The following is a 21,405-nucleotide window of genomic DNA, read 5'->3' as shown; positions in this document are numbered from 1 at the left end:
CTGATCGCGCCGATCGCCATGGAAGAAGGTCTGCGTTTCGCCATCCGTGAAGGCGGTCGTACCGTCGGCGCAGGTGTCGTCGCGAAGATTATCGAGTAATATGTCGTCCCTGCGACGGATCGCGTGATCCGTCGCCTTTTGTTTGCAGTCGTTTGTCGTGACACTCGGCTGCGCTTTTGCTCTTTCGCTCTTTAGGAAAAATCATGGCAAACCAGAAAATCCGTATCCGCCTCAAGGCCTTCGACTATCGCCTGATCGACCAGTCTGCACTGGAAATCGTGGATACGGCCAAGCGCACTGGCGCTGTCGTGCGTGGCCCGGTGCCCCTGCCGACCCGCATCGAACGTTTCAACATCCTGCGTTCGCCGCACGTGAACAAGACTTCGCGTGACCAGTTCGAAATCCGCACCCACCAACGCCTGATGGACATCATCGACCCGACCGACAAGACGGTTGACGCGCTGATGAAGCTGGACCTGCCGGCTGGCGTGGATGTCGAAATCAAGCTGCAATAAACATCGCTTGCATTTGCTCGTGGAAACCCGCTAGAATTGCGGGCTTCGCGCATTCTGTCTTTTTGGGTGCGTCATTTGTAGTTGTTTTAATGGCGATCCGGTCAATCGAAACCGGGTCATAGGAGAAAAAAATGAGTCTAGGCCTTGTCGGTCGCAAGGTCGGCATGACTCGCATTTTTGCCGAGGACGGCGTGTCCGTTCCGGTGACAGTGCTTGACGTGTCGAACAATCGCGTGACCCAGATCAAGACGCCTGATGTGGACGGTTATTCCGCCATTCAGGTTGCATACGGCACTCGCCGCGCATCTCGCGTGAACAAGTCGCTGGCCGGACATCTCGCCAAGGCGGGTGTCGAGGCAGGCAGCATTCTGCGCGAATTCCCCCTGACTGCTGAGCAAGTCAGTGCCTACAAGGCAGGGGATGTCATCAGTATCGAAATCTTCGCAGTCGGTCAGAAGGTTGATGTGACGGGTACGACCCTTGGTAAGGGTTATGCCGGCGTTATCAAGCGTCACCACTTCTCGTCGAACCGTGCTTCGCACGGTAACTCGCGTAGCCACAACGTGCCGGGTTCTATCGGTATGGCGCAGGATCCGGGTCGTGTTTTCCCGGGTAAGCGCATGACGGGCCACCTGGGTGATGTGAAGCGTACGGTGCAAAATCTGGAAGTGGTGCGCGTCGATAGCGAGCGCGGCCTGCTTCTCGTCAAGGGCGCAGTGCCCGGTCATGACGGCGGCGACGTGATCGTTCGTCCGGCTGTTAAAGGTTGATCGGAGACGCCATGGAACTCAAGCTGATCAATGATCAAGGCCAGGCTGCTTCGACGCTGCAAGCGTCGGACGCGCTGTTCGGTCGTGAATACAATGAAGCGCTGATTCACCAGCTCGTGGTGGCTTATCAAGCCAATGCGCGTTCGGGTAATCGTGCGCAAAAGGATCGTGGCGAAGTGTCGCACACGACCAAGAAGCCTTTCCGCCAGAAGGGTACGGGTAATGCGCGTGCTGGTATGAGCTCCTCGCCGCTGTGGCGTGGGGGTGGTCGCATTTTCCCGAATCGTCCGGACGAAAACTTCAGCCAGAAGGTCAATCGCAAGATGTACCGTGCTGGTATGGCTTCGATCCTGTCGCAGCTGGTGCGTGAAGATCGCATCGCTGTCGTCGAAAACCTGTCGCCTGAAGCACCGAAGACCAAGCTCTTCGCGCAAAAGCTCAAGGGTTACGGTGTTGAGTCGGTGCTCGTGATCACCGACGAGATCGACGAAAACCTGTTTCTGTCGTCCCGCAATCTGCCCAATGTGCTGGTGCTTGCCGCCCACGAAGCTGACCCGGTTTCCCTGGTTCGCTTCCCGCGTGTGCTGATCACCCGTGCTGCGGTCGCAAAAATGGAAGAGGTGTGGCAATGAGCTTCAGCCAGGAGCGACTGCTGCAGGTGCTGCTCGCACCGCAGGTCTCGGAAAAGGCTACGTATGTGGCCGACAAGAATGAGCAAGTGATCTTCCGTGTTGCATCGGATGCGACCAAGCCTGAAATCAAGGCGGCTGTTGAGCTGCTGTTCAAGGTTGAAGTCAAGTCTGTGCAGACCCTGAACGTCAAGGGTAAGGTCAAGCGTTTCGGCAAGAGCACGGGTCAGCGCAAGGGCTGGAAGAAAGCCTTCGTCTGCCTCAAGCCGGGTCAGGAAATGAATTTCGTTGAAGGGGGGGCAGCATAATGCTGGTCAAAGTCAAGCCGACATCCCCGGGTCGTCGTGGTCTGGTCAAGGTCGTTACCCCGAATCTGTACAAGGGTCGCCCTGTGGCTTCGCTGGTCGAAAGCCAGTCCAAGACTGCCGGCCGCAACAACAACGGCCGCATCACCACGCGTCATATCGGTGGCGGTCACAAGCAACACTATCGCCTAGTTGATTTCAAGCGCAACAAGGACGGCATCCCGGGCAAGATCGAGCGTATTGAATACGATCCGAACCGTACCGCCCACATCGCGCTGGTCCTGTACAAGGATGGTGAGCGCCGTTACATCATCGCCCCGCGTGGCGCTGTGGTGGGTCAGGAAATCCTGAGCGGCTCGCAAGCACCGATCAAGTCGGGTAACGCTCTGCCGATCCGCAATATCCCGGTCGGTAGCACGATCCACTGCGTTGAAATGATGCCCGGCAAGGGTGCTCAGATTGCGCGTTCGGCAGGCACCTCGGTGCAGCTGCTGGCACGCGACGGCACTTACGCTCAGCTGCGTCTGCGCTCGGGTGAAATTCGCCGTGTCCACGTCGATTGCCGCGCCACCATCGGTGAAGTCGGTAACGAAGAGAACAACCTGCGCAAGATCGGTAAGGCCGGTGCGCAACGTTGGCGTGGTATCCGTCCGACGGTTCGTGGTGTTGCCATGAACCCGGTGGATCACCCGCATGGTGGTGGTGAAGGTCGTACGGGTGAAGGCCGTGTTCCGGTGAGCCCGTGGGGTACGCCGGCCAAGGGTTATCGTACGCGTAGCAACAAGCGCACGGATACGATGATCGTGCAGCGTCGTCACAAGCGTTAAGGGGTAGTCATGGCTCGTTCTATTAAAAAAGGACCTTTTGTAGACGCCCACTTGATCAAGAAAGTGGATGCTGCAGTAAGTTCCAACGACAAGCGCCCGATCAAGACCTGGTCGCGCCGTTCGACCGTTCTTCCGGAATTCGTGGGTTTGACGATTGCCGTGCATAACGGTCGTCAACACATCCCCGTCTATGTTTCTGAAAACATGGTCGGTCACAAGCTCGGCGAATTCGCGCTGACGCGGACCTTCAAGGGTCACGCCGCCAGCAAGAAGGCCAAGAAGTAAGAGGTGATCATGGAAACTAATGCCATTCTGCGCGGCGTACGCCTGTCGGCCCAAAAGGGTCGTCTGGTGGCCGATCTCGTGCGCGGCAAGCCTGTAGATCAGGCCCTGAACATTCTGGCGTTCTCCCCGAAAAAGGGTGCAACGATTATCAAGAAGGTTCTGGAGTCCGCGATTGCCAACGCCGAGCACAACGACGGCGCCGATATCGACGCCCTGAAGATCAAGACGATCTATGTCGAAAAGGGTGCTTCCCTGAAGCGTTTCACTGCCCGTGCAAAGGGTCGTGGCAATCGCATCGAGAAGCAAACCTGCCACATTTTCGTGACTGTCGGGGAATAAGGGGAAATCATGGGACAGAAGATTCATCCGACCGGTTTCCGCCTCGCGGTCACGCGTAACTGGAGCTCGCGCTGGTACGCCAACAGCCAGAACTTCGGCCGCATGCTGCAAGAGGACATCAAGGTCCGCGAACATCTTTCGAAGAAGCTCTCGCACGCTTCAGTGGGTCGTGTGCTCATCGAGCGTCCGGCCAAGAACGCCCGTATCACGGTGTTCAGCGCGCGTCCGGGTGTGGTGATCGGCAAGAAGGGCGAGGATATCGAGCAGCTCAAGAGCGATCTGCAAAAGATCATGGGTGTGCCGGTTCACGTCAACATCGAAGAAATCCGCAAGCCGGAAATCGACGCACAGTTGATCGCTGATTCGATTGCCCAGCAGCTTGAAAAGCGCATCATGTTCCGCCGCGCCATGAAGCGTGCGATGCAGAACGCCATGCGTCTGGGTGCCCAGGGCATCAAGATCATGAGCTCGGGTCGTCTGAACGGCGCCGAGATTGCACGTACCGAGTGGTATCGCGAAGGCCGTGTGCCGCTGCACACGCTGCGCGCCGATATCGACTATGGCACGGCAGAAGCACGTACGACCTATGGCCTGATCGGCATCAAGGTCTGGGTGTACAAGGGTGAGTACGTCGGCCGCGGTGAAGCCGCAGCTGCACCGGAAGCAAATGATAACGAGGCCCGTCGTGGTCGCCGCCCCTCGCGTAACGAGGGTGACGGCAAGCCCGCCGCGCGCCGCACTGTGCGCAAGGGCGCAGGTGTGAAGACAGCAGGAGCGAGCGATGCTGCAGCCGAATAGAAGGAAGTACCGCAAGGAGCAAAAGGGCCGTAACAAGGGTGTCGCAACCCGTGGTGCAGCCGTGAGCTTCGGTGAGTTCGGTCTGAAGGCAATTGGCCGTGGCCGTCTGACCGCCCGCCAGATCGAGTCCGCTCGTCGTGCGATGTCGCGTCACATCAAGCGTGGTGGTCGTATCTGGATCCGCATCTTCCCGGACAAACCCATCTCCAAGAAGCCTGCCGAAGTCCGTATGGGTAACGGTAAGGGTAATCCGGAGTACTGGGTTGCTGAAATCCAGCCGGGCAAGGTGCTGTACGAGATGGACGGCGTTGATGAAGTGCTGGCGCGCGAGGCGTTCCGTCTGGCCGCAGCCAAGCTGCCGATCGAGACCGCGTTTGTCACGCGGCATGTGGGAGTTTGATCATGAATGCAAGTGATCTGCGTTCGAAGAGCGCCGAAGAGCTGCAGACCGAATTGCTCGGTCTGCTCAAGGAACAGTTTTCCCTGCGCATGCAACACGCCACGCAGCAGTTGGCGAATCACGCACAGCTGGGCCGTGTCCGTCGTGACATCGCTCGTGTGCGCACCATCCAGCGTGAAAAGGCGGTGAAGCAATGAGTGAAGAAATCCAAACGACGGTGCGCCGCACCCTGGTTGGTCGTGTCGTCAGCGACAAGATGAACAAGACGGTGACGGTGCTGATCGAGCGCCGCGTCAAGCATCCGCTCTACGGCAAGGTGATCATTCGTTCGAACAAGTACCATGCTCACGTTGAAGGCGGCGTTGCTGCTGAAGGTGACCTGGTCGAGATCGAGGAATGCCGCCCGATTTCCAAGACCAAGAGCTGGCGCGTGACCAAGGTCGTCGAGAAAGCTCAAGGCCTGTAAGAAAAGTGGGCTGTTTTTTAACAGCCCACTTGCAACAGATTTAAAAGTCGGCTTATAATAGTCTGCTCATCTCCTCACGAATTTGTGGGGGCAATTTCCCGAACGGGATCCAAGACTGGGTGCTTCTTCGTAGGCGCGCCAAGTTGGATGGAGTTTAAAAAATGATCCAAATGCAGTCGATTCTCGACGTCGCCGATAACACCGGCGCGCGTTCGGTGATGTGCATCAAGGTGCTGGGTGGTTCCAAGCGTCGCTATGCGGGCGTGGGTGACATCATCAAGGTCAGCATCAAGGATGCAGCGCCCCGTGGGCGTGTCAAGAAGGGTGATGTGTACAGCGCTGTGGTCGTGCGTACTGCCAAGGGCGTGCGTCGCCCGGACGGTTCCTTGATCAAGTTCGACAAGAACGCCGCTGTGCTGCTCAACAACAAGCTGGAGCCTATTGGCACTCGTATCTTCGGGCCGGTTACGCGTGAATTGCGTACCGAGCGCTTCATGAAGATCGTGTCGCTGGCGCCGGAAGTTCTCTGAGGAGCTCAGGATGGACAAGATCCGTAAAGGGGACGAAGTAATCGTCCTGGTTGGCAAGGACAAGGGCAAGCGCGGCACGATCACGCTGCGCGTGTCGGCTGAGTATGTTGTTGTCGAAGGCGTCAATCGCGTCAAGAAGCACGTCAAGCCGAATCCGGTCAAAGGTCAGGTGGGTGGCATTGTCGAGAAAGAAATGCCGATCCATGTTTCGAATGTTGCGCTGTTCAATGCGGCCACCCAAAAGGCGGATCGCGTTGGCTTCAAGACGCTGGAGGATGGCCGCAAGGTGCGTTTCTTCAAGTCTAACGGCGAACTGGTCAGCGCATAAGGAATTGTCATGGCCCGTCTTCAAGACTATTACAAGGCAACTGTAGCGCCCGAGCTGCTCAAGCAGTTTGGCTACAAGTCCATCATGGAAGTGCCGCGCATCACCAAGGTCACCCTCAATATGGGTGTGGGTGAAGCGATTGGCGACAAGAAGGTGCTGGAGCATGCGCTGGGTGATCTGACCAAGATCGCTGGCCAAAAGCCGGTGACCACCAAGGCCAAGAAGTCCATCGCAGGTTTCAAGATCCGCGAAGGTTACCCGATTGGTTGCATGGTCACGCTGCGTGGTCCGCGCATGTTTGAGTTCCTCGATCGCCTGATCACCATTGCCATGCCGCGTATCCGCGATTTCCGCGGTATCCAGAGCAAGGGTTTTGATGGTCGTGGCAACTACAATCTCGGTGTGAAAGAGCAGATCATTTTCCCCGAGATCGAGTACGACAAGATCGATGCACTGCGTGGGCTGAACATCAGCATCACGACGACCGCGAAGAATGATGCTGAAGCGCGTGCGCTGCTGGCGTTGTTCAAGTTCCCGTTCAAGAACTGAGGCTCACATGGCAAAACTGTCTCTGATCAATCGTGATGAAAAGCGTCGCAAGCTGGCTGAAAAGTATGCGCCCAAGCGCAAGCAGCTGACCGATGTCATCAACGATGCCTCGTTGTCTGACGAAGAGCGACAAGCTGCACGTTTGAAGTTGCAACAACTGCCGCGTAACGCCGCGCCGACCCGTCAGCGTAGCCGCTGTGCAATTACGGGCCGTCCGCGTGGTGTGTTCCGCAAGTTCGGCCTGTGCCGTCTGAAGATTCGTGAAGCCGCATTCCGGGGTGAAATCCCTGGCATGACCAAGGCGAGCTGGTAAGGAGATCGAAGAATGAGTATGTCCGATCCGATCGCCGATATGCTGACGCGCATTCGCAATGCGCAGCTGGCGGAGAAGGCCTCTGTTTCGATGCCTTCATCCAAGCTGAAGATTGCAATCGCCAAAGTGTTGAAGGACGAAGGTTATATCGATGATTTCGCCGTGCGTGGCGAGGCTGCCAAGAGCGAACTGCACCTGGCACTCAAGTACTACGCAGGTCGTCCTGTTATCGAACGCATTGAACGCGTGAGCCGTCCCGGCCTGCGTGTTTATAAGGGTAGCGACGAGCTGCCGCGCGTCATGAACGGTCTGGGTGTGGCGATTGTGTCCACGCCGTCCGGCGTGATGACGGACCGTCGTGCGCGCGCCAGCAATGTCGGCGGCGAAGTTCTCTGCATCGTCGCGTAAGGGGAAGAACATGTCGCGTGTTGCTAAGAATCCGGTTGCTCTGCCTGCGGGCGTTGAAGCAACCATCGCTGGAAGCGAGATTGTGGTGAAGGGTGCGCTCGGTACGCTGCAGCGCTCCATCCACCCGTCGGTGACGGTTGTTCGCGAAGGCGCAAGCCTGGTCGTCAAGCCCATCGATGGCGCAGATAATGCCAACGCACTGTCGGGTACGACGCGTGCGGTGATCAACAACATGGTGACCGGCGTCAGCAAGGGTTTCGAGCGCAAGCTCAACCTGGTTGGTGTGGGTTACCGTGCGCAAGCTCAGGGTGACAAGCTGAATCTGTCGCTGGGCTTCTCGCATCCGGTGGTGCATCAAATGCCTGCCGGTGTGAAGGTTGAAACGCCGACGCAAACCGAGATCATCATCAAGGGTGTCGACAAGCAACAAGTTGGTCAGGTTGCTGCAGAAGTGCGCGCCTACCGTGCTCCTGAGCCGTATAAGGGCAAGGGTGTGCGTTATTCCGACGAAGTTGTGGTCATCAAAGAGACCAAGAAGAAGTAAGGGCGGACTTTATGAACAAAAAAGAAGCACGTTTGCGCCGGGCCCGCAAAACTCGCGCCCGTATCGCCGAGCTGAAGGTTGCCCGTCTGACGGTCTACCGTTCAAACCTGCATATCTACGCACAGGTCATTTCCGACTGCGGCTCCAAGGTGCTGGCTTCGGCCTCGACGGTCGAGCCGGCAGTGCGCGGTCAGGTCGCCAATGGCGGCAATGTGGCTGCAGCTACGGTGGTTGGCAAGTTGATTGCCGAGCGCGCGGTGGCAGCAGGTGTCCAGTCGGTCGCATTCGACCGTGCCGGTTTCCAGTATCACGGTCGCGTCAAGGCTCTTGCCGAAGCGGCTCGTGAAGGCGGCCTCCAGTTCTAAGCGAGAGAATAATGGCTAAGCAACAATCAAAGAAACCCCAGGCATCCGAAGAGCGTGATGATGGTCTTCGCGAAAAGATGGTCTCCATCAATCGCGTTACCAAGGTGGTGAAGGGCGGCCGGATTCTCGGTTTCGCAGCACTGACCGTGGTGGGCGATGGTGATGGTGCCGTCGGCATGGGTAAGGGCAAGTCGCGTGAAGTGCCGGTTGCGGTGCAAAAGGCGATGGACGAAGCACGCCGCAAGATGGGCAAGGTGCCCCTCAAGAGCGGTACGCTGCATCACACGGTGATCGGTCGTCACGGCGCTTCGGTGGTCCTGATGCAACCGGCTCCGAGCGGTACCGGCATCATCGCAGGCGGCGCCATGCGCGCAGTCTTCGAAGTGATGGGCGTGACCGACGTGATCGCCAAGTGTCTGGGCTCGACCAATCCTTACAACGTCGTTCGTGCCACGCTGGACGGCCTGTTCAAGATCAACACGCCTGCCCAGATTGCTGCCAAGCGCGGCAAGACGGTGGAAGAGATCCGGGGTTAAGAAATGGCCGACAAGAAGATTCGTGTGACGCTCGTCAAGAGCATCATCGGCACCAAGGAATCGCACCGTGCAACGGTGCGTGGCCTCGGGCTGCGTCGTATGAACCATACGGTGGAACTTGCTGATACGCCCGAAGTGCGCGGCATGATCAACAAGATCGCCTACCTGCTGAAGTGGAGTGTGTGATGGAACTGAACAAGCTGAAGCCCGCTGACGGCGCGACGCATGCCAAACGGCGTGTGGGTCGTGGTATCGGCAGCGGCCTGGGCAAGACTTGTGGCCGCGGCCACAAGGGTCAGAAGTCGCGCGCTGGCGGTTTCCACAAGGTTGGCTTCGAAGGCGGTCAAATGCCGATGCAGCGTCGTCTGCCCAAGCGCGGCTTTGTGTCGCTGACGGCTGGCCGCAATGTCGAAGTTCGTCTGTCTGAAATCAACGACCTGCCGATCGATGAAATCGATCTGCTCGCCCTCAAGCAAGCGGGTGTCGTGCCTGCTGATGTGCTGTCGGCCAAGGTGATCCTGTCCGGCGAAATCAGCCGTGCAGTCAAGCTGCTGGGCGTGGGTGCAACCAAGGGTGCGCGTGCTGCAATCGAAGCAGCGGGTGGCTCGGTTGCTGATATCGCCGCTGCGGCTTAAGTTGGCGAATCGGGACAGCTTACGTGGCTAACCAGACTGCATTGCAGGCTAAAGGCGGTAAATTTGCGGACCTCAAGAAGCGCCTGCTGTTTTTGCTGGGCGCGCTTGTGGTGTATCGGATTGGTGCGCACATCCCTGTGCCGGGTATCGACCCGGATCAGCTGACGCGCCTTTTCGATTCGCAAAAGGGCGGCATTCTCGGCGTGCTCAACCTGTTCTCGGGTGGTGCACTGTCGCGATTCACGATTTTTGCGCTGGGCATCATGCCGTACATCTCGGCCTCGATCATCATGCAATTGCTGACGATCGCATCGCCGACGCTGGAAGCCCTCAAGAAAGAGGGTGAGGCAGGGCGCCGCAAGATGACGCAGTACACGCGCTACGGAACCGTGGCTTTGGCGCTGTTCCAGGCGATCAGCATTTCGGTGATGCTGGAGCAACAAGCAGGTTTGGTTCTGAATCCTGGTTTGATGTTCACCATCACCACGGTGACGACGCTGGTGACGGGTACGCTGTTTCTGATGTGGCTGGGTGAGCAGATCACCGAGCGCGGTGTCGGTAACGGTATCTCGATCATCATCTTCAGTGGTATCGCGGCGAATCTGCCGAGCTCTGTCGCCGGCTTGTTTGAACTGGTTCATACCGGTGCGATGAATCCGCTGATTGCGATTCTCATCGTGGCAGCCATTGGTGCAGTGACGGCGGGTGTGGTGTTCGTGGAACGCGGCCAGCGCAAGATCCTGGTCAACTACGCCAAGCGTCAGGTGGGTAACAAGGTTTACGGCGGTCAAAGTTCGCATTTGCCGCTGAAGCTGAATATGTCGGGTGTGATTCCGCCGATCTTTGCATCGTCGATCATTCTGTTCCCGGCTACGGCAGCACAATGGTTTGGTAGCTCCGAAAGCATGCGTTGGCTGAAGGACATTGCAGGAGGCCTGTCGCCGGGACAACCGGTGTACATCCTGCTGTATTCGGCAGCAATCGTGTTCTTCTGTTTCTTCTATACGGCCCTGGTCTTCAACTCGAAGGAAACGGCTGACAATCTGAAGAAATCAGGTGCCTTCGTGCCCGGGATTCGTCCCGGTGATCAGACGGCTCGTTACATCGACCGCATCCTCATGCGTCTGACTTTGATTGGTGCAATCTACGTCACGCTGGTGTGCTTGTTGCCCGAGTTGCTGATTCTGAAGTTCAACGTACCGTTCTATTTCGGCGGCACTTCACTACTGATTATCGTGGTGGTGACCATGGACTTCATGGCTCAGGTGCAGGCTTACGTGATGTCTCATCAGTACGAGAGCTTGCTCAAGAAGGCGAATTTCAAGGGTGGTACGGCGCTGCCAGCGAAGTGAGCTATGTCGAAGGAAGATATGATCGAGATGCAGGGGGAAGTGACAGAAACCCTGCCTAACGCGACCTTCAAGGTCAAGCTGGAAAATGGCCACATGGTGTTGGGCCACATCTCCGGCAAGATGCGCATGCATTACATCCGGATTCTACCGGGCGACAAGGTGACAGTTCAGCTGACACCCTATGACCTCACCAAGGGGCGGATTACCTTCCGCGCCAAGTGAGAAAGATTGTTGAGGAGTTGGAAAATGCGAGTACAAGCTTCGGTCAAGCAGATTTGCCGCAAGTGCAAAATCATCCGCCGCAAGGGCGTGGTCCGTGTGATCTGTGAAGATCCGCGCCACAAGCAGCGTCAAGGTTGATTGACGAACACAAGTCTGTTATAATTTTGTGTTTCGCTTCTTGCGCCTTTAGTTTTAGGCGAAAAGACGCGGTGGCTGCAAGGCCAACACAGGTCACAAGAAAAGGTTAAAAGTCATGGCCCGGATTGCTGGTGTAAACATTCCGAACCACAAGCACGCAGAAATTGCGCTGACCGCCATCTACGGCGTTGGTCGCACGCGTGCTCAGAAGGTGTGCGATGCCGCGGGTGTGCCGCGCAGCGCCAAAGTCAAGGATCTCACAGAAGAGCAGATGGAACGTCTGCGTGATGAAGTGGGTAAGTTCACGGTTGAGGGTGACCTGCGCCGTGAAGTGACCATGAACATCAAGCGTCTGATGGATCTGGGCTGCTACCGTGGTGTGCGTCATCGTCGCGGCTTGCCGTGCCGTGGGCAACGCACCCGCACGAATGCGCGTACCCGCAAAGGTCCGCGCAAGACGATCGCTGGCAAGAAGTAATCAGGAATAAACATGGCTAAGACTGCTGCGAAGGTTCGCAAGAAGGTCAAGAAGAACGTTGCCGAGGGTATCGCCCACGTTCACGCTTCCTTCAACAATACGATCATTACGATTACCGACCGTCAGGGCAATGCCCTGTCGTGGGCTACCTCGGGTGGGGCCGGCTTCAAGGGCTCCCGCAAGAGCACGCCGTTTGCTGCGCAGGTGGCTGCTGAAGCCGCCGGCAAGGCTGCCCAGGAGTGCGGTGTCAAGAATCTGGAAGTGCGTATCAAGGGCCCTGGTCCTGGTCGTGAATCCGCTGTCCGTGCGCTCAACGCGCTGGGCCTGAAGATTACGTCGATCACCGACATCACCCCGATCCCGCACAACGGCTGCCGTCCGCCGAAGCGCCGCCGCATCTAAGAAGGAGTAAATAGTGGCCCGCAATCTCGACCCCAAGTGCCGTCAGTGCCGTCGCGAAGGTGAAAAGCTCTTCCTCAAGGGCGAAAAGTGTTTCACCGACAAGTGCGCAATCGAGCGTCGTGCATACGCTCCTGGACAGCATGGTCAAAAATCTGGTCAGCGTCTGTCCGGTTACGGTCAGCAGCTGCGTGAAAAGCAAAAGATCCGTCGTATCTACGGCGTGCTCGAGCGTCAATTCCGCAAGACCTACTTCGAAGCTGACCGCAAGAAGGGTCAGACCGGTGAAAACCTGCTGCAACTGCTGGAAGGCCGTCTGGACGCTGTGGCGTTCCGCATGGGCTTCGGTGCTTCGCGTGCAGAAGCGCGTCAAGTGGTTCGCCACAACGGCGTGCTGGTCAACGGCAAGCGCGTGAATATTCCTTCCTACACGCTGCGCCCGGGTGATGTGGTTCAGCTGGCAGAGTCGACCAAGGGTCATCTGCGTGTGAAGGCTGCGCTGGAAGCGGCTGAAGGCCGTGGCTTCCCGGAATGGCTGGAAGTGGATGCCAAGGCTGGCAAGGGTGTGTTCAAGGCTTACCCGCAACGTGCGGAACTGCCCTCGACCATCAACGAGAGCCTTGTGGTCGAACTGTACTCGCGCTAATACAGCGCGAGTTGTTTGATCCCGTTCTCCTTGTCCTCAAAGATTCCTTCAAGAAGGATAAGCAATGCAGAGTAACAGCCTGTTGAAGCCACGCATCATTGACGTCCAGAACGTTTCTCCGGTGCATGCCCAGGTGGTGATGGAACCGTTTGAACGTGGCTATGGCCACACGCTGGGCAATGCGCTGCGTCGCATCCTGCTGTCGTCGCTGCCCGGCCATGCGGCTACGGAAGTGTCGATTGATGGCGTGTTGCACGAGTACTCGACCATTGACGGTGTGCGTGAAGATGTCGTCGACATCCTCCTCAACCTCAAGGGTGTGGTGTTCAAGCTGCACAGCCGTACCGATACCGTGGTGCGCCTGTCCAAGTCTGGCGAAGGTGTTGTCAAGGCCTCGGATATCGAGCTGTCGCATGATGTCGAGATCGTCAATCCGGACCACGTGATCGCTCACCTGGCACCGGGTGGCAAGCTGGACATGCAGATCCGTATCGAGCAAGGCCGTGGCTATGTGCCCGGCAATGCCCGTCCGGTGTCGGCTGAAAGCAAGACCATCGGTCGCGTGATGCTGGACGCTTCGTTCAGCCCCGTGCGCCGTGTCAGCTACCAAGTCGAGAGCGCTCGTGTTGAGCAGCGTACCGACCTGGATCGTCTGGTGATCGATATCGAAACCAACGGTGCAGTCGAGCCGGAAGAAGCGATTCGCTACGCCGCTCGCGTGCTGATGGATCAGCTGTCGGTGTTCGCTGACCTCGAAGGTACGCCGGTTGCTGCAGAAGCGCCGCGTGCGCCGAGCATTGACCCGATCCTGCTGCGTCCGGTCGATGATCTGGAGCTGACGGTGCGTTCGGCCAACTGCTTGAAGGCTGAAAACATTTACTACATCGGTGATCTGATCCAGCGCACCGAGACCGAGCTGCTCAAGACGCCGAATCTGGGTCGCAAGTCGCTCAACGAGATCAAGGATGTGCTTGCTTCGCGTGGTCTCACGCTGGGCATGAAACTGGAAAACTGGCCGCCCGCAGGGCTGGAAAAACTCAGCTGAAGCTCGGTTGGCACTGAGCTGACACAGGGCATAAGGAAAATAAAATGCGTCACGGTAACGGACTCCGCAAACTCAATCGCACCAGCAGCCATCGCCTCGCGATGCTGCGCAACATGACCAACTCCTTGCTGCGTCACGAGGTCATCAAGACCACGCTGCCGAAGGCAAAGGAACTGCGTCGCGTTGTTGAACCCATCATCACCCTCGGCAAGAAGCCCAGCCTGGCAAATCGCCGTCTGGCTTTCGATCGCCTGCGTGACCGTGACATGGTCGTCAAGGTCTTCAACGAACTGGGCCCGCGTTTCTCGGCACGCAATGGTGGTTACCTGCGTATCCTGAAGTGTGGTTTCCGCGTTGGCGACAAGGCTCCGATGGCTTACGTCGAACTGCTGGACCGTCCTGAAGGCGGCGAAGTGGTGAGCGGTGAAGTGGTGGCTGAGTAAGCACTGCTGCAAGCTTCAAGAAAAAGCCCGCTGCGTGCGGGCTTTTTTTCGTCTGTCGCAAGTGATTGCCGACTATCTGCTGCGTCGCCAAAGCGCTGTTGTTCAGGCTTTGGCGAGGATGCGCTTGAGGTAGCGGCCGGTGTGGCTGAGCGGATGCTCGGCGACGGTTTCCGGCGTGCCGGAGACGAGGATCTCGCCGCCGCCGTTGCCGCCTTCCGGGCCCAGATCGATCAGCCAGTCGGCGGTCTTGATCACATCGAGATTGTGTTCGATCACCACGATGGTATTGCCGGCGTCGCGCAGGCGCTGCAGCACCTTGAGCAGCAGCTCGATGTCCTGGAAGTGCAAACCCGTCGTTGGCTCGTCGAGGATGAACAGGGTGCGGCCGGTGTCGCGCTTGGAGAGTTCGAGCGCCAGCTTGACGCGTTGCGCCTCGCCGCCCGACAGTGTGGTCGCGCTCTGGCCGAGGCGGATGTAGCCGAGGCCGACTTCGATCAGGGTGTCGAGCTTGCGCGCGATGCCGGGCACGGCTTCGAAGAAGCGCTGTGCGTCTTCGACCGTCATCTCCAGAATCTCGGCAATATTGCGGCCCTTGTAACGTACTTCCAGGGTTTCGCGGTTGTAGCGCTTGCCGTGGCAGACATCGCAGGGCACGAAGACGTCCGGCAAGAAGTGCATCTCCACGCGCAGCATGCCGTCGCCCTGACAGGCTTCACAGCGCCCGCCCTTGACGTTGAAGGAGAAGCGCCCCGGCTCGTAGCCGCGCGTGCGTGCTTCCGGCGTGCCGGCAAACAGTTCGCGGATCGGCGTCAGCAGGCCGGTGTAGGTGGCCGGATTGGAGCGCGGCGTGCGGCCAATCGGGGACTGATCGACGCTGATGATCTTGTCGAAGAACTCCAGTCCCTCGACTTGCGCGTAAGGCGCCGGCTCGATGGACGAGCCATTGATGGCACGCGCTGCGACGGCATACAGGGTGTCGTTGATCAAGGTGGATTTGCCCGAGCCGGAAACGCCGGTGACGCAGGTCATCAGGCCAACCGGCAAGGCCATGCTGACATCTTTGAGATTATTGCCGCGCGCACCACTGAGGCGCAGCATGCGCTCAGCGTCTGGCGCTCGGCGCTGGGCCGGCACTTCGATGCTGCGGCGGCCGGACAGATAAGCGCCTGTCGCCGATTGCGGATTCGCGGCGACTTCGGCGGGCAGGCCCATGGCGACGATTTCGCCGCCGTGTTCGCCGGCGCCCGGACCCATATCGATGACGTAATCAGCCATGCGGATCGCGTCTTCATCATGTTCGACGACGATCACCGTATTGCCGATGTCGCGCAGGCGCTGCAGGGTGCCCAGCAGGCGATCATTGTCACGTTGGTGCAGGCCGATTGAAGGCTCGTCGAGCACGTACATGACGCCGGTGAGGCCCGAACCGATTTGCGAAGCCAGGCGGATGCGCTGTGCTTCGCCGCCCGACAAGGTGTCAGCGCTGCGGTTGAGGCTCAGATAATTGAGCCCGACATCGATCAGGAACTGCAGCCGGGTGACGATTTCCTTCATCACCTTGTCCGCCACCTGCGCTTTGTTGCCTGTGAGCTGGGTATTCTGGAAATAGTCGCGGCACTGGCCGATCGGCAGGTTGCCCAGTTCGGGCAAGGTACGCGTACCGATGCGCACGAAGCGCGCTTCACGGCGCAGGCGGCTGCCGCCACAGGCCGGGCAGGCCTGCACGCTGCGGTACTTGGCCAGCTCTTCGCGCACGACCACAGAATCGGTTTCCTTGTAGCGACGCTCCAGATTCGGCACGATGCCTTCGAAGCTGTGCTCCTTGGTGACCATGCGGCCGGATTCGGAGAGGTACTTGAAGGGCAGTTTGCGCGTGCCCGAACCGAACAGCACGACCTGGCGCACTTCCTCGCTGAGCGACTCGAAAGGCGCTTCGACATCGAAGTCATAGGCGCTGGCCAGCCCCAGCAGCATCTGGAAGTAGAACTGGTTGCGCTTGTCCCAGCCGCGGATCGCGCCGGAGGCGAGCGACAGCTCGGGGTGGGCGACCACGCGCTGTGGATCGAAGAATTCCAGGCTGCCCAAGCCGTCGCATTCCGGGCAGGCGCCGACCGGGTTGTTGAAGGAGAACAGGCGCGGTTCGAGTTCCTGCACCACGAAGCCGCACTGCGGGCAGGCGTAGCGTGCCGAGAACAGATGCTCGGTGCCGCTCTCCATCTCCAGCGCAATGGCGCGCCCCTCGGCGTGCGCCAGGGCGGTTTCGAAGCTCTCGGCCAGGCGCTGGCGTGAATCGGGGCGCACACGCAGGCGGTCCACCACCACGTCGATGCTGTGCTTGCTGGTCTTGGCCAGGGCCGGCACGGCGTCGATCTCGCAGATCTCGCCATTGACGCGCAGACGGATGAAGCCTTGCGCGCGCAGCTCGGCGATCAGCTCTTCGTGCTGGCCTTTGCGCTCGCTGACCACCGGCGCGAGGATCATCACGCCAGTGCCTTCGGGCAGCGCAAGCACATGATCGACCATCTGCGAGACGGTTTGTGATTCCAGCGGCAGCTGGTGATCCGGGCAGTGCGGCGTGCCGGCGCGTGCGAACAGCAGGCGCATGTAGTCGTGGATCTCGGTGACCGTGCCGACGGTGGAACGCGGATTGTGGCTGGTCGCCTTCTGCTCGATGGAAATCGCCGGCGACAGGCCCTCGATCAGATCGACATCGGGCTTTTCCATCAGCTGCAGGAATTGCCGCGCGTAGGCCGACAGCGACTCGACGTAGCGGCGCTGCCCTTCGGCGTACAGCGTATCGAAAGCCAGCGAACTCTTGCCCGAACCGGAGAGACCGGTGATGACCGTCAGCTGGTTACGCGGAATGTCGGCATTGACGTTCTTGAGATTGTGCGTCCGGGCGCCGCGAATCCTGATCCATTCCATGAGGGGGTCTGCACGTGAGTAACCCGCAACTATAACTTTGCGCAGGGCTGAGGGCCAAGCGCAATCTTCCGTCCAGCGCGCGGGCGCCCGAATGCCGGCCCGCAGTCGGGGCAGTCTGCTAAAATCGCAAGCTATTCCATCCCTGTCCGGCTTCGGCGGCACTTTGCGTGCGGGTCGATGTTCGCCCCTTGTCAATGAGTCATGAATCCGTCGTAACGCCTGATCGCATGTCCGCCAAGGAATGGCGAGTCGGCATCTCGCTCGCAGCGATCTTCGGTTTGCGCATGCTGGGCCTGTTCCTCGTGCTGCCGGTATTTACCGTTTTTGCGTCCGCGCTGCCGGGGGGCGATAACTTCCAGCTGGTGTCCTGGGCCTTCGGCATCTTCATGCTGGTGCAGGCCTTCCTCTACCTGCCGCTCGGCTACGCCTCGGATCGTTTTGGCCGCAAGCCGGTGATTACCTTCGGTTTGCTGCTGTTTGCGCTGGGCGCCTTGATGGCAGCCTGGGCGCCCGATATCTACTGGATGATTGCGGCGCGTAGCCTGCAAGGCGCCGGTGCCATCTCGGCTGCGGTGATGGCGCTGGCTGCCGACCTCACGCGCGAACAGCATCGCACCAAGGTGATGGCGATGATTGGCTCAACCATCGGCCTGGTGTTCTCGGTCTCGCTGGTGGCGGCGCCGGGGCTCTATGGCTGGATCGGCATGCGCGGCATGTTCCTGCTGATTGCAGCGCTGGCGCTGGCGGCTATTCCACTGCTGCACAGCGTGGTGCCGGATGTGCCGGAGCAGGCTCACACGCCGCAGCCCTTGCCGCTGAGTCAGGCCTTGCATGACACGGGTCTGCTGCGCCTGAACTTTGGCATCTTCTCGCTGCATGTGATGCAGACCGCGCTGTTCCTCGTCGTGCCGCGCGAGCTGGTCAGTCTGCAGCACATCGAGCTGGGCGCGCACTGGCACATCTACCTGCCGGTGGTGCTGGGCAGCTTCGTGCTGGCGATTCCGGCGATCATGCAGTCCGAGCGCCACGGCCGCACCCGCGCGGTGTTCCTCGGTTCGATCCTGCTCTTGCTGATTGCCCAATTGGGCCTGTTGCTGGGCATGCATAGTTTTGTCAGCATCATCGTCATGTTGTTGCTGTTTTTTGCCGCCTTCAATGTCCTGGAGGCTTCTTTGCCTTCACTGGTGTCGCGTGCGGCGCCAGCGCAGCTGCGTGGCGCGGCGATGGGCGTCTTCAATACCACCCAGGCGCTGGGGGTTGCGGGCGGCAGTGTTGTAGGTGGGTGGATTGCGGTACATTGGGGCGCCAATGGCGTTCATGGCATGACGGTCGTGCTGGCTTTTGCCTGGGCGCTGATTGCCCTGGGCATGAAGTTCCCGCGCCGCCCTGGCTATCGAAGCGACGCCGCCGTCGCCTGAGTGGCACGGCCGGCGCAATCTTTAAAATCTTGAGGAGAGCCAGATGGCATCTGTAAACAAAGTGATTCTGGTTGGCAATCTCGGGCGCGATCCTGAAACGCGCTATGCACCGAGCGGGGACGCAATCTGCAACGTCACCCTGGCAACCACGGACACCTGGAAGGACAAGGCGTCCGGTGACAAGAAAGAGCAGACCGAATGGCATCGCGTCGTCTTTTTCGGCCGTCTGGCGGAAATAGCCGGCCAATACTTGCGCAAGGGCTCGCAAGTCTATATTGAAGGCAGTCTGCGCACACGAAAGTGGCAGGACAAGGACGGTCAGGAGCGCTACACCACCGAGATCCGCGCAGACGCCATGCAGATGCTGGGCAGCCGCGAAGGTCGTGGCGATGCGCCGGCGCGGCAGGATAACAATGAATACGGTAGCAGCACGCGCCCGAGCGCCCGCGACAACCGGTCGAGCGCGCCGGCTGCCAGTCAGGCGCCCAGCGCGGCTTCAGGCGGCGGCTTCGCGGGTGACTTCGATGACGACATTCCGTTCTGAACAATTTGAAAAGGCATGAGGCATGAGTGAAGTTTCGCAGGGCAGCAGCAAAGCAGTAGATCGCGAATATTGCAGCACCAGTGAAGCAGCACAGATGCTGAGCGTATCGCTGGGGACGGTGCAGCAGATGGTCGAAACAGGCTTGCTGGATGCCTGGAAGACCGCCGGCGGCCACCGTCGTATCCGCATCACCTCGGTCGAGTCCTTCCTGCGCAAGCGCCAGAGCGGCCCGGCTGCACCGCACTCGGGCAATTTGCGCATCCTCGTGGCCGAGGACGATGTGGTGATGCAGACGCTCTACCAGCGCACGCTTGCGCTGTGGAACATGCCGATTGAAGTGAAAATTGTCAGCAGTGGTTTTGAAGGCTTGCTGGAAATCGGGCGCCAGGTGCCAGACCTCCTGGTGTCCGATCTGGTGATGCAGGGACTGGACGGCTTTTCGATGATCCGTCGCCTGCGCAGCGAACCGCAGCTGGCGCAGATGGACATCATCGCCGTCACCGGTTTGAGTCAGGAAGATATCGACAAGGAGGGCGGTCTGCCGGACGACGTCATCATCTACACCAAGCCGATTCCTTTCCGCGAGCTCAAGGGCTATATCCAGGCCAAGCTCGTGCAAAGTCAGAAACGCGGCTTGCGCGCCTGAGCCCCTGCATATGCTACGGCCCCGTTCCCTGATCGCGCTGCTGCTGGTTTTGGCCAGCTTCGGCGCGCTGGCTGTGGCGCCGGAAATGCCGCGCCTGCCCAATCAACCGATCAATGAGTTTCCCAGTGTGCTCGACGCGCTCAAGGGTTTGCTCGGGCGGCGCAATGCCAAGATCGAGCTGCATGCCGGCTGGACTATCATCACCGAGCATTCAGGCCTGATCTGGACCTTCGTACCGATTGATCATCCGGGTTACCCCAGCGTGATGCGTCAGCGCGTCAGCTATCAACCCGATGGCGGCGTGGTGGTCGACATGGCGGTGCTGTGCCAGACGCGCAAAGTGCCGTGCACGCAGATCATCGACGAGTACCGCACGCGCAATCAGCAGACGGCGCAGCAGCTCGCGCAGCTCGTCGTGCAGCAAACGATGGCGGCTGAAGAGAATCAGCTTCAGGCGCGTCGCTGAGCGAGCGCCTGGCGCATGCGCGCCAGCGCTTCATCAAGCAGGCTGCGACTGCAGCCAAAATTCAGACGCAGGAAGCCGGGCGCGCCAAAGTCGCGACCGTCCGACATCAACACGCCTTGCGCTTCAAAGAAGCGCGCCGGGTGCTCCAGTGCCAGCTCCCGGCAATCGAGCCAGGCCAGATAGGTCGCCTCCACCGGTGTGCTGCTAACGCCAGGCATTTCGGCCACTGCCGCGGCGACGCGGGCGGCATTGCCGCGCAGGTAGTCGAGCAAGGCTTGCCGCCAGTCCTCGCCATGGCGATAGGCCGCCTCGGTTGCGACCAGACCCAGCAGATTGGTATGCGGCAGGATGCCCTCGGCGGCACGCTTGAAGCGCGCACGCAGGCGGGCGTCGCTGATCACCGCGAACGCGCTGGAGAGGCCGGGAATGTTCCAGGTTTTGCTGGGCGCCATCAGGGTGATGCAGCGCTTGGCGGTGTCCGCATCAAGCGAGGCCAGCGGGATGTGCGGCGCGCTGTCGTCGAGTACCAGGCCGCAATGGATTTCGTCGGAACAGATCAGTAGATCGTTCTTCTCGGCATACGCCGCGAACTGCTGCAGTTCTGCGCGGCTGTAGCTGCGCCCGACCGGGTTGTGCGGATTGCACAACATCAGCAGGCGGCTGTGCGCCGGCGTTTGCGCCTGCAGGGCGTCGACGTCGCAGACCCAGCGCTCACCCTGGCGTTGCAGATCGCTGCGGATCAGCTCGCGTGCGCTGTTGCCAGGCGCGCTGAGGAAGGGCGGATAGACTGGCGTCAGGGTCACCACGGCATCGCCAGGCTCGCCCGCCAGTTCGCAGGCCAGGTTGAAACCGCTGACCACGCCGGGGATGAGCACGATCCACTCGGGCTGGATCTGCCAGCCATGATCGCGCGCCAGGGCCTCGACGATGGATTCGAGCAGCGAGGGCCAGGGCATGCTGTAGCCCATGACGCCGTGCGCGAGCGATTCCTGCAGCGCGGCGAGCACCGGCGGCGGCGCGGCAAAGTCCATGTCGGCCACCCACATCGGCAGCACGTCGCGCCCGGCGACGCGCCCCCATTTCATGCTGTGCGAGGCGCGCCGCTCGGGCGGGTTGTCGAAGTCGTAGCAGTTGTTCAAGG

At 59.6% G+C, this 21,405-nt stretch carries 36 protein-coding genes; 34 read left to right on the top strand and 2 right to left on the bottom strand.

The genetic code is table 11. From position 1 onward, the window contains the following. The 30 genes from ABDB84_RS19495 to rplQ all read left to right on the top strand — a co-directional run. The coding region (locus ABDB84_RS19495) for an EF-Tu C-terminal domain-related protein (protein WP_080248470.1) at positions 1–99 on the top strand (99 nt) is incomplete at its 5' end. 104 nt (positions 100–203) lie between these two features. After that, on the top strand, positions 204–515 hold the full coding sequence (gene rpsJ / locus ABDB84_RS19490) for a 30S ribosomal protein S10 (RefSeq protein WP_345533810.1): 312 nt from the start codon (positions 204–206) through the stop codon (positions 513–515). Between the two features lie 131 nt (positions 516–646). Next, positions 647–1,285, top strand: coding sequence for a 50S ribosomal protein L3 (gene rplC, locus ABDB84_RS19485; protein ID WP_345921454.1), 639 nt, complete (start codon positions 647–649; stop codon positions 1,283–1,285). An 11-nt stretch (positions 1,286–1,296) separates the two neighbouring features. Next, positions 1,297–1,917 carry a 50S ribosomal protein L4 gene (gene rplD, locus ABDB84_RS19480; protein ID WP_345921452.1) on the top strand — a complete coding sequence of 207 codons (621 nt, stop codon included), beginning with the start codon at positions 1,297–1,299 and terminating at the stop codon, positions 1,915–1,917. Continuing rightward, positions 1,914–2,222: a 50S ribosomal protein L23 gene (gene rplW, locus ABDB84_RS19475; RefSeq protein WP_345921451.1), complete on the top strand. Its 309-nt coding sequence runs from the start codon at positions 1,914–1,916 to the stop codon at positions 2,220–2,222. Before rplD ends, rplW begins: the two co-directional genes overlap by 4 nt. Then, on the top strand, positions 2,219–3,046 hold the full coding sequence (rplB, locus tag ABDB84_RS19470; protein WP_345921456.1) for a 50S ribosomal protein L2: 828 nt from the start codon (positions 2,219–2,221) through the stop codon (positions 3,044–3,046). The genes rplW and rplB overlap by 4 nt, the downstream gene beginning before the upstream one ends. A 9-nt stretch (positions 3,047–3,055) precedes the next feature. Beyond that, positions 3,056–3,331 carry a 30S ribosomal protein S19 gene (gene rpsS, locus ABDB84_RS19465; RefSeq protein ID WP_345921450.1) on the top strand — a complete coding sequence of 92 codons (276 nt, stop codon included), beginning with the start codon at positions 3,056–3,058 and terminating at the stop codon, positions 3,329–3,331. 9 nt (positions 3,332–3,340) lie between these two features. Further along, positions 3,341–3,670 carry a 50S ribosomal protein L22 gene (gene rplV, locus ABDB84_RS19460; protein WP_345921449.1) on the top strand — a complete coding sequence of 110 codons (330 nt, stop codon included), beginning with the start codon at positions 3,341–3,343 and terminating at the stop codon, positions 3,668–3,670. Between the two features lie 9 nt (positions 3,671–3,679). Beyond that, positions 3,680–4,468, top strand: a complete 789-nt coding sequence (gene rpsC / locus ABDB84_RS19455) for a 30S ribosomal protein S3 (RefSeq protein ID WP_345921448.1) — start codon at positions 3,680–3,682, stop codon at positions 4,466–4,468. Then, positions 4,452–4,868, top strand: a complete 417-nt coding sequence (rplP, locus tag ABDB84_RS19450; protein WP_345921447.1) for a 50S ribosomal protein L16 — start codon at positions 4,452–4,454, stop codon at positions 4,866–4,868. Before rpsC ends, rplP begins: the two co-directional genes overlap by 17 nt. A gap of 2 nt (positions 4,869–4,870) precedes the next feature. Continuing rightward, positions 4,871–5,065 (top strand): 50S ribosomal protein L29, encoded by a 195-nt coding sequence (rpmC, locus tag ABDB84_RS19445; protein WP_345921446.1) that lies wholly within the window; start codon positions 4,871–4,873, stop codon positions 5,063–5,065. After that, positions 5,062–5,334 carry a 30S ribosomal protein S17 gene (gene rpsQ / locus ABDB84_RS19440; protein ID WP_345921445.1) on the top strand — a complete coding sequence of 91 codons (273 nt, stop codon included), beginning with the start codon at positions 5,062–5,064 and terminating at the stop codon, positions 5,332–5,334. Before rpmC ends, rpsQ begins: the two co-directional genes overlap by 4 nt. A 161-nt stretch (positions 5,335–5,495) precedes the next feature. Next, complete coding sequence (gene rplN / locus ABDB84_RS19435; RefSeq protein WP_345921444.1) at positions 5,496–5,864, top strand: 50S ribosomal protein L14; 369 nt, start codon at positions 5,496–5,498, stop codon at positions 5,862–5,864. Between the two features lie 10 nt (positions 5,865–5,874). Continuing rightward, positions 5,875–6,192: a 50S ribosomal protein L24 gene (rplX, locus tag ABDB84_RS19430; protein ID WP_345921443.1), complete on the top strand. Its 318-nt coding sequence runs from the start codon at positions 5,875–5,877 to the stop codon at positions 6,190–6,192. 9 nt (positions 6,193–6,201) lie between these two features. Next, complete coding sequence (gene rplE / locus ABDB84_RS19425) at positions 6,202–6,741, top strand: 50S ribosomal protein L5 (RefSeq protein ID WP_345921442.1); 540 nt, start codon at positions 6,202–6,204, stop codon at positions 6,739–6,741. Between the two features lie 7 nt (positions 6,742–6,748). Beyond that, the gene (gene rpsN, locus ABDB84_RS19420) at positions 6,749–7,054 is read left to right on the top strand and encodes a 30S ribosomal protein S14 (RefSeq protein WP_345921441.1); all 306 of its coding nucleotides are present in this window, start codon (positions 6,749–6,751) and stop codon (positions 7,052–7,054) included. A 12-nt stretch (positions 7,055–7,066) separates the two neighbouring features. Then, a complete protein-coding gene (rpsH, locus tag ABDB84_RS19415) occupies positions 7,067–7,462 on the top strand; it encodes a 30S ribosomal protein S8 (RefSeq protein WP_345921440.1) in 396 nt (131 codons plus the stop codon). Between the two features lie 10 nt (positions 7,463–7,472). After that, entirely contained in the window at positions 7,473–8,006 is a 534-nt protein-coding gene (gene rplF, locus ABDB84_RS19410; RefSeq protein ID WP_345921439.1) for a 50S ribosomal protein L6, read from the top strand. A gap of 11 nt (positions 8,007–8,017) precedes the next feature. Next, a complete protein-coding gene (rplR, locus tag ABDB84_RS19405) occupies positions 8,018–8,371 on the top strand; it encodes a 50S ribosomal protein L18 (protein WP_345921438.1) in 354 nt (117 codons plus the stop codon). An 11-nt stretch (positions 8,372–8,382) separates the two neighbouring features. After that, positions 8,383–8,907: a 30S ribosomal protein S5 gene (rpsE, locus tag ABDB84_RS19400; RefSeq protein ID WP_345921437.1), complete on the top strand. Its 525-nt coding sequence runs from the start codon at positions 8,383–8,385 to the stop codon at positions 8,905–8,907. A 3-nt stretch (positions 8,908–8,910) separates the two neighbouring features. After that, the gene (gene rpmD, locus ABDB84_RS19395) at positions 8,911–9,093 is read left to right on the top strand and encodes a 50S ribosomal protein L30 (protein ID WP_345921436.1); all 183 of its coding nucleotides are present in this window, start codon (positions 8,911–8,913) and stop codon (positions 9,091–9,093) included. Continuing rightward, positions 9,093–9,542, top strand: a complete 450-nt coding sequence (gene rplO / locus ABDB84_RS19390) for a 50S ribosomal protein L15 (protein WP_345921435.1) — start codon at positions 9,093–9,095, stop codon at positions 9,540–9,542. The genes rpmD and rplO overlap by 1 nt, the downstream gene beginning before the upstream one ends. Positions 9,543–9,565: 23 nt before the next feature. After that, positions 9,566–10,894 (top strand): preprotein translocase subunit SecY, encoded by a 1,329-nt coding sequence (gene secY / locus ABDB84_RS19385; RefSeq protein WP_345921434.1) that lies wholly within the window; start codon positions 9,566–9,568, stop codon positions 10,892–10,894. A 3-nt stretch (positions 10,895–10,897) separates the two neighbouring features. Continuing rightward, on the top strand, positions 10,898–11,116 hold the full coding sequence (infA, locus tag ABDB84_RS19380) for a translation initiation factor IF-1 (protein ID WP_345921433.1): 219 nt from the start codon (positions 10,898–10,900) through the stop codon (positions 11,114–11,116). A 24-nt stretch (positions 11,117–11,140) separates the two neighbouring features. Further along, the gene (gene rpmJ / locus ABDB84_RS19375) at positions 11,141–11,254 is read left to right on the top strand and encodes a 50S ribosomal protein L36 (protein ID WP_345533788.1); all 114 of its coding nucleotides are present in this window, start codon (positions 11,141–11,143) and stop codon (positions 11,252–11,254) included. A gap of 115 nt (positions 11,255–11,369) precedes the next feature. Then, positions 11,370–11,732, top strand: coding sequence for a 30S ribosomal protein S13 (gene rpsM, locus ABDB84_RS19370; RefSeq protein WP_345921432.1), 363 nt, complete (start codon positions 11,370–11,372; stop codon positions 11,730–11,732). Positions 11,733–11,744: 12 nt separating this feature from the next. Continuing rightward, on the top strand, positions 11,745–12,134 hold the full coding sequence (rpsK, locus tag ABDB84_RS19365) for a 30S ribosomal protein S11 (protein ID WP_345921431.1): 390 nt from the start codon (positions 11,745–11,747) through the stop codon (positions 12,132–12,134). 13 nt (positions 12,135–12,147) lie between these two features. Then, positions 12,148–12,777 (top strand): 30S ribosomal protein S4, encoded by a 630-nt coding sequence (gene rpsD, locus ABDB84_RS19360; RefSeq protein WP_345921430.1) that lies wholly within the window; start codon positions 12,148–12,150, stop codon positions 12,775–12,777. Positions 12,778–12,841: 64 nt separating this feature from the next. Then, positions 12,842–13,822, top strand: coding sequence for a DNA-directed RNA polymerase subunit alpha (locus ABDB84_RS19355; protein ID WP_345921429.1), 981 nt, complete (start codon positions 12,842–12,844; stop codon positions 13,820–13,822). Between the two features lie 44 nt (positions 13,823–13,866). Further along, the gene (rplQ, locus tag ABDB84_RS19350; RefSeq protein ID WP_345921428.1) at positions 13,867–14,265 is read left to right on the top strand and encodes a 50S ribosomal protein L17; all 399 of its coding nucleotides are present in this window, start codon (positions 13,867–13,869) and stop codon (positions 14,263–14,265) included. 102 nt (positions 14,266–14,367) lie between these two features. Here the strand turns inward: rplQ and uvrA are convergent, their stop codons facing one another. Continuing rightward, positions 14,368–17,190, bottom strand: a complete 2,823-nt coding sequence (uvrA, locus tag ABDB84_RS19345) for an excinuclease ABC subunit UvrA (protein ID WP_345921427.1) — start codon at positions 17,188–17,190, stop codon at positions 14,368–14,370. A 194-nt stretch (positions 17,191–17,384) separates the two neighbouring features. Here uvrA and ABDB84_RS19340 point away from each other — a divergent pair, with 194 nt between their 5' ends. Genes ABDB84_RS19340 through ABDB84_RS19325 form a run of 4 tightly spaced genes read left to right on the top strand, consistent with a single transcriptional unit; the run spans position 17,385 to position 20,264 of the window. Beyond that, entirely contained in the window at positions 17,385–18,608 is a 1,224-nt protein-coding gene (locus tag ABDB84_RS19340) for an MFS transporter (RefSeq protein ID WP_345921426.1), read from the top strand. A 43-nt stretch (positions 18,609–18,651) separates the two neighbouring features. Further along, positions 18,652–19,152 (top strand): single-stranded DNA-binding protein, encoded by a 501-nt coding sequence (ssb, locus tag ABDB84_RS19335; protein ID WP_345921425.1) that lies wholly within the window; start codon positions 18,652–18,654, stop codon positions 19,150–19,152. A 22-nt stretch (positions 19,153–19,174) separates the two neighbouring features. Next, positions 19,175–19,798 (top strand): response regulator, encoded by a 624-nt coding sequence (locus ABDB84_RS19330; RefSeq protein WP_345921424.1) that lies wholly within the window; start codon positions 19,175–19,177, stop codon positions 19,796–19,798. A gap of 10 nt (positions 19,799–19,808) precedes the next feature. Further along, positions 19,809–20,264: a hypothetical protein gene (locus ABDB84_RS19325; protein WP_345921423.1), complete on the top strand. Its 456-nt coding sequence runs from the start codon at positions 19,809–19,811 to the stop codon at positions 20,262–20,264. Here ABDB84_RS19325 and ABDB84_RS19320 read toward each other — a convergent pair. Then, complete coding sequence (locus ABDB84_RS19320) at positions 20,249–21,403, bottom strand: MalY/PatB family protein (RefSeq protein ID WP_345921422.1); 1,155 nt, start codon at positions 21,401–21,403, stop codon at positions 20,249–20,251. The two genes, ABDB84_RS19325 and ABDB84_RS19320, sit on opposite strands and share 16 nt — an antisense overlap. Positions 21,404–21,405 lie beyond the last annotated feature (2 nt).

Origin of the sequence: Uliginosibacterium sediminicola, assembly GCF_039631295.1 — a bacterium.
Lineage (GTDB): Bacteria > Pseudomonadota > Gammaproteobacteria > Burkholderiales > Rhodocyclaceae > Viridibacterium > Viridibacterium sediminicola.
The sequence above is the reverse complement of the archived record's forward strand: the minus strand, read 5'-3'. Positions and strand labels throughout refer to the sequence as shown.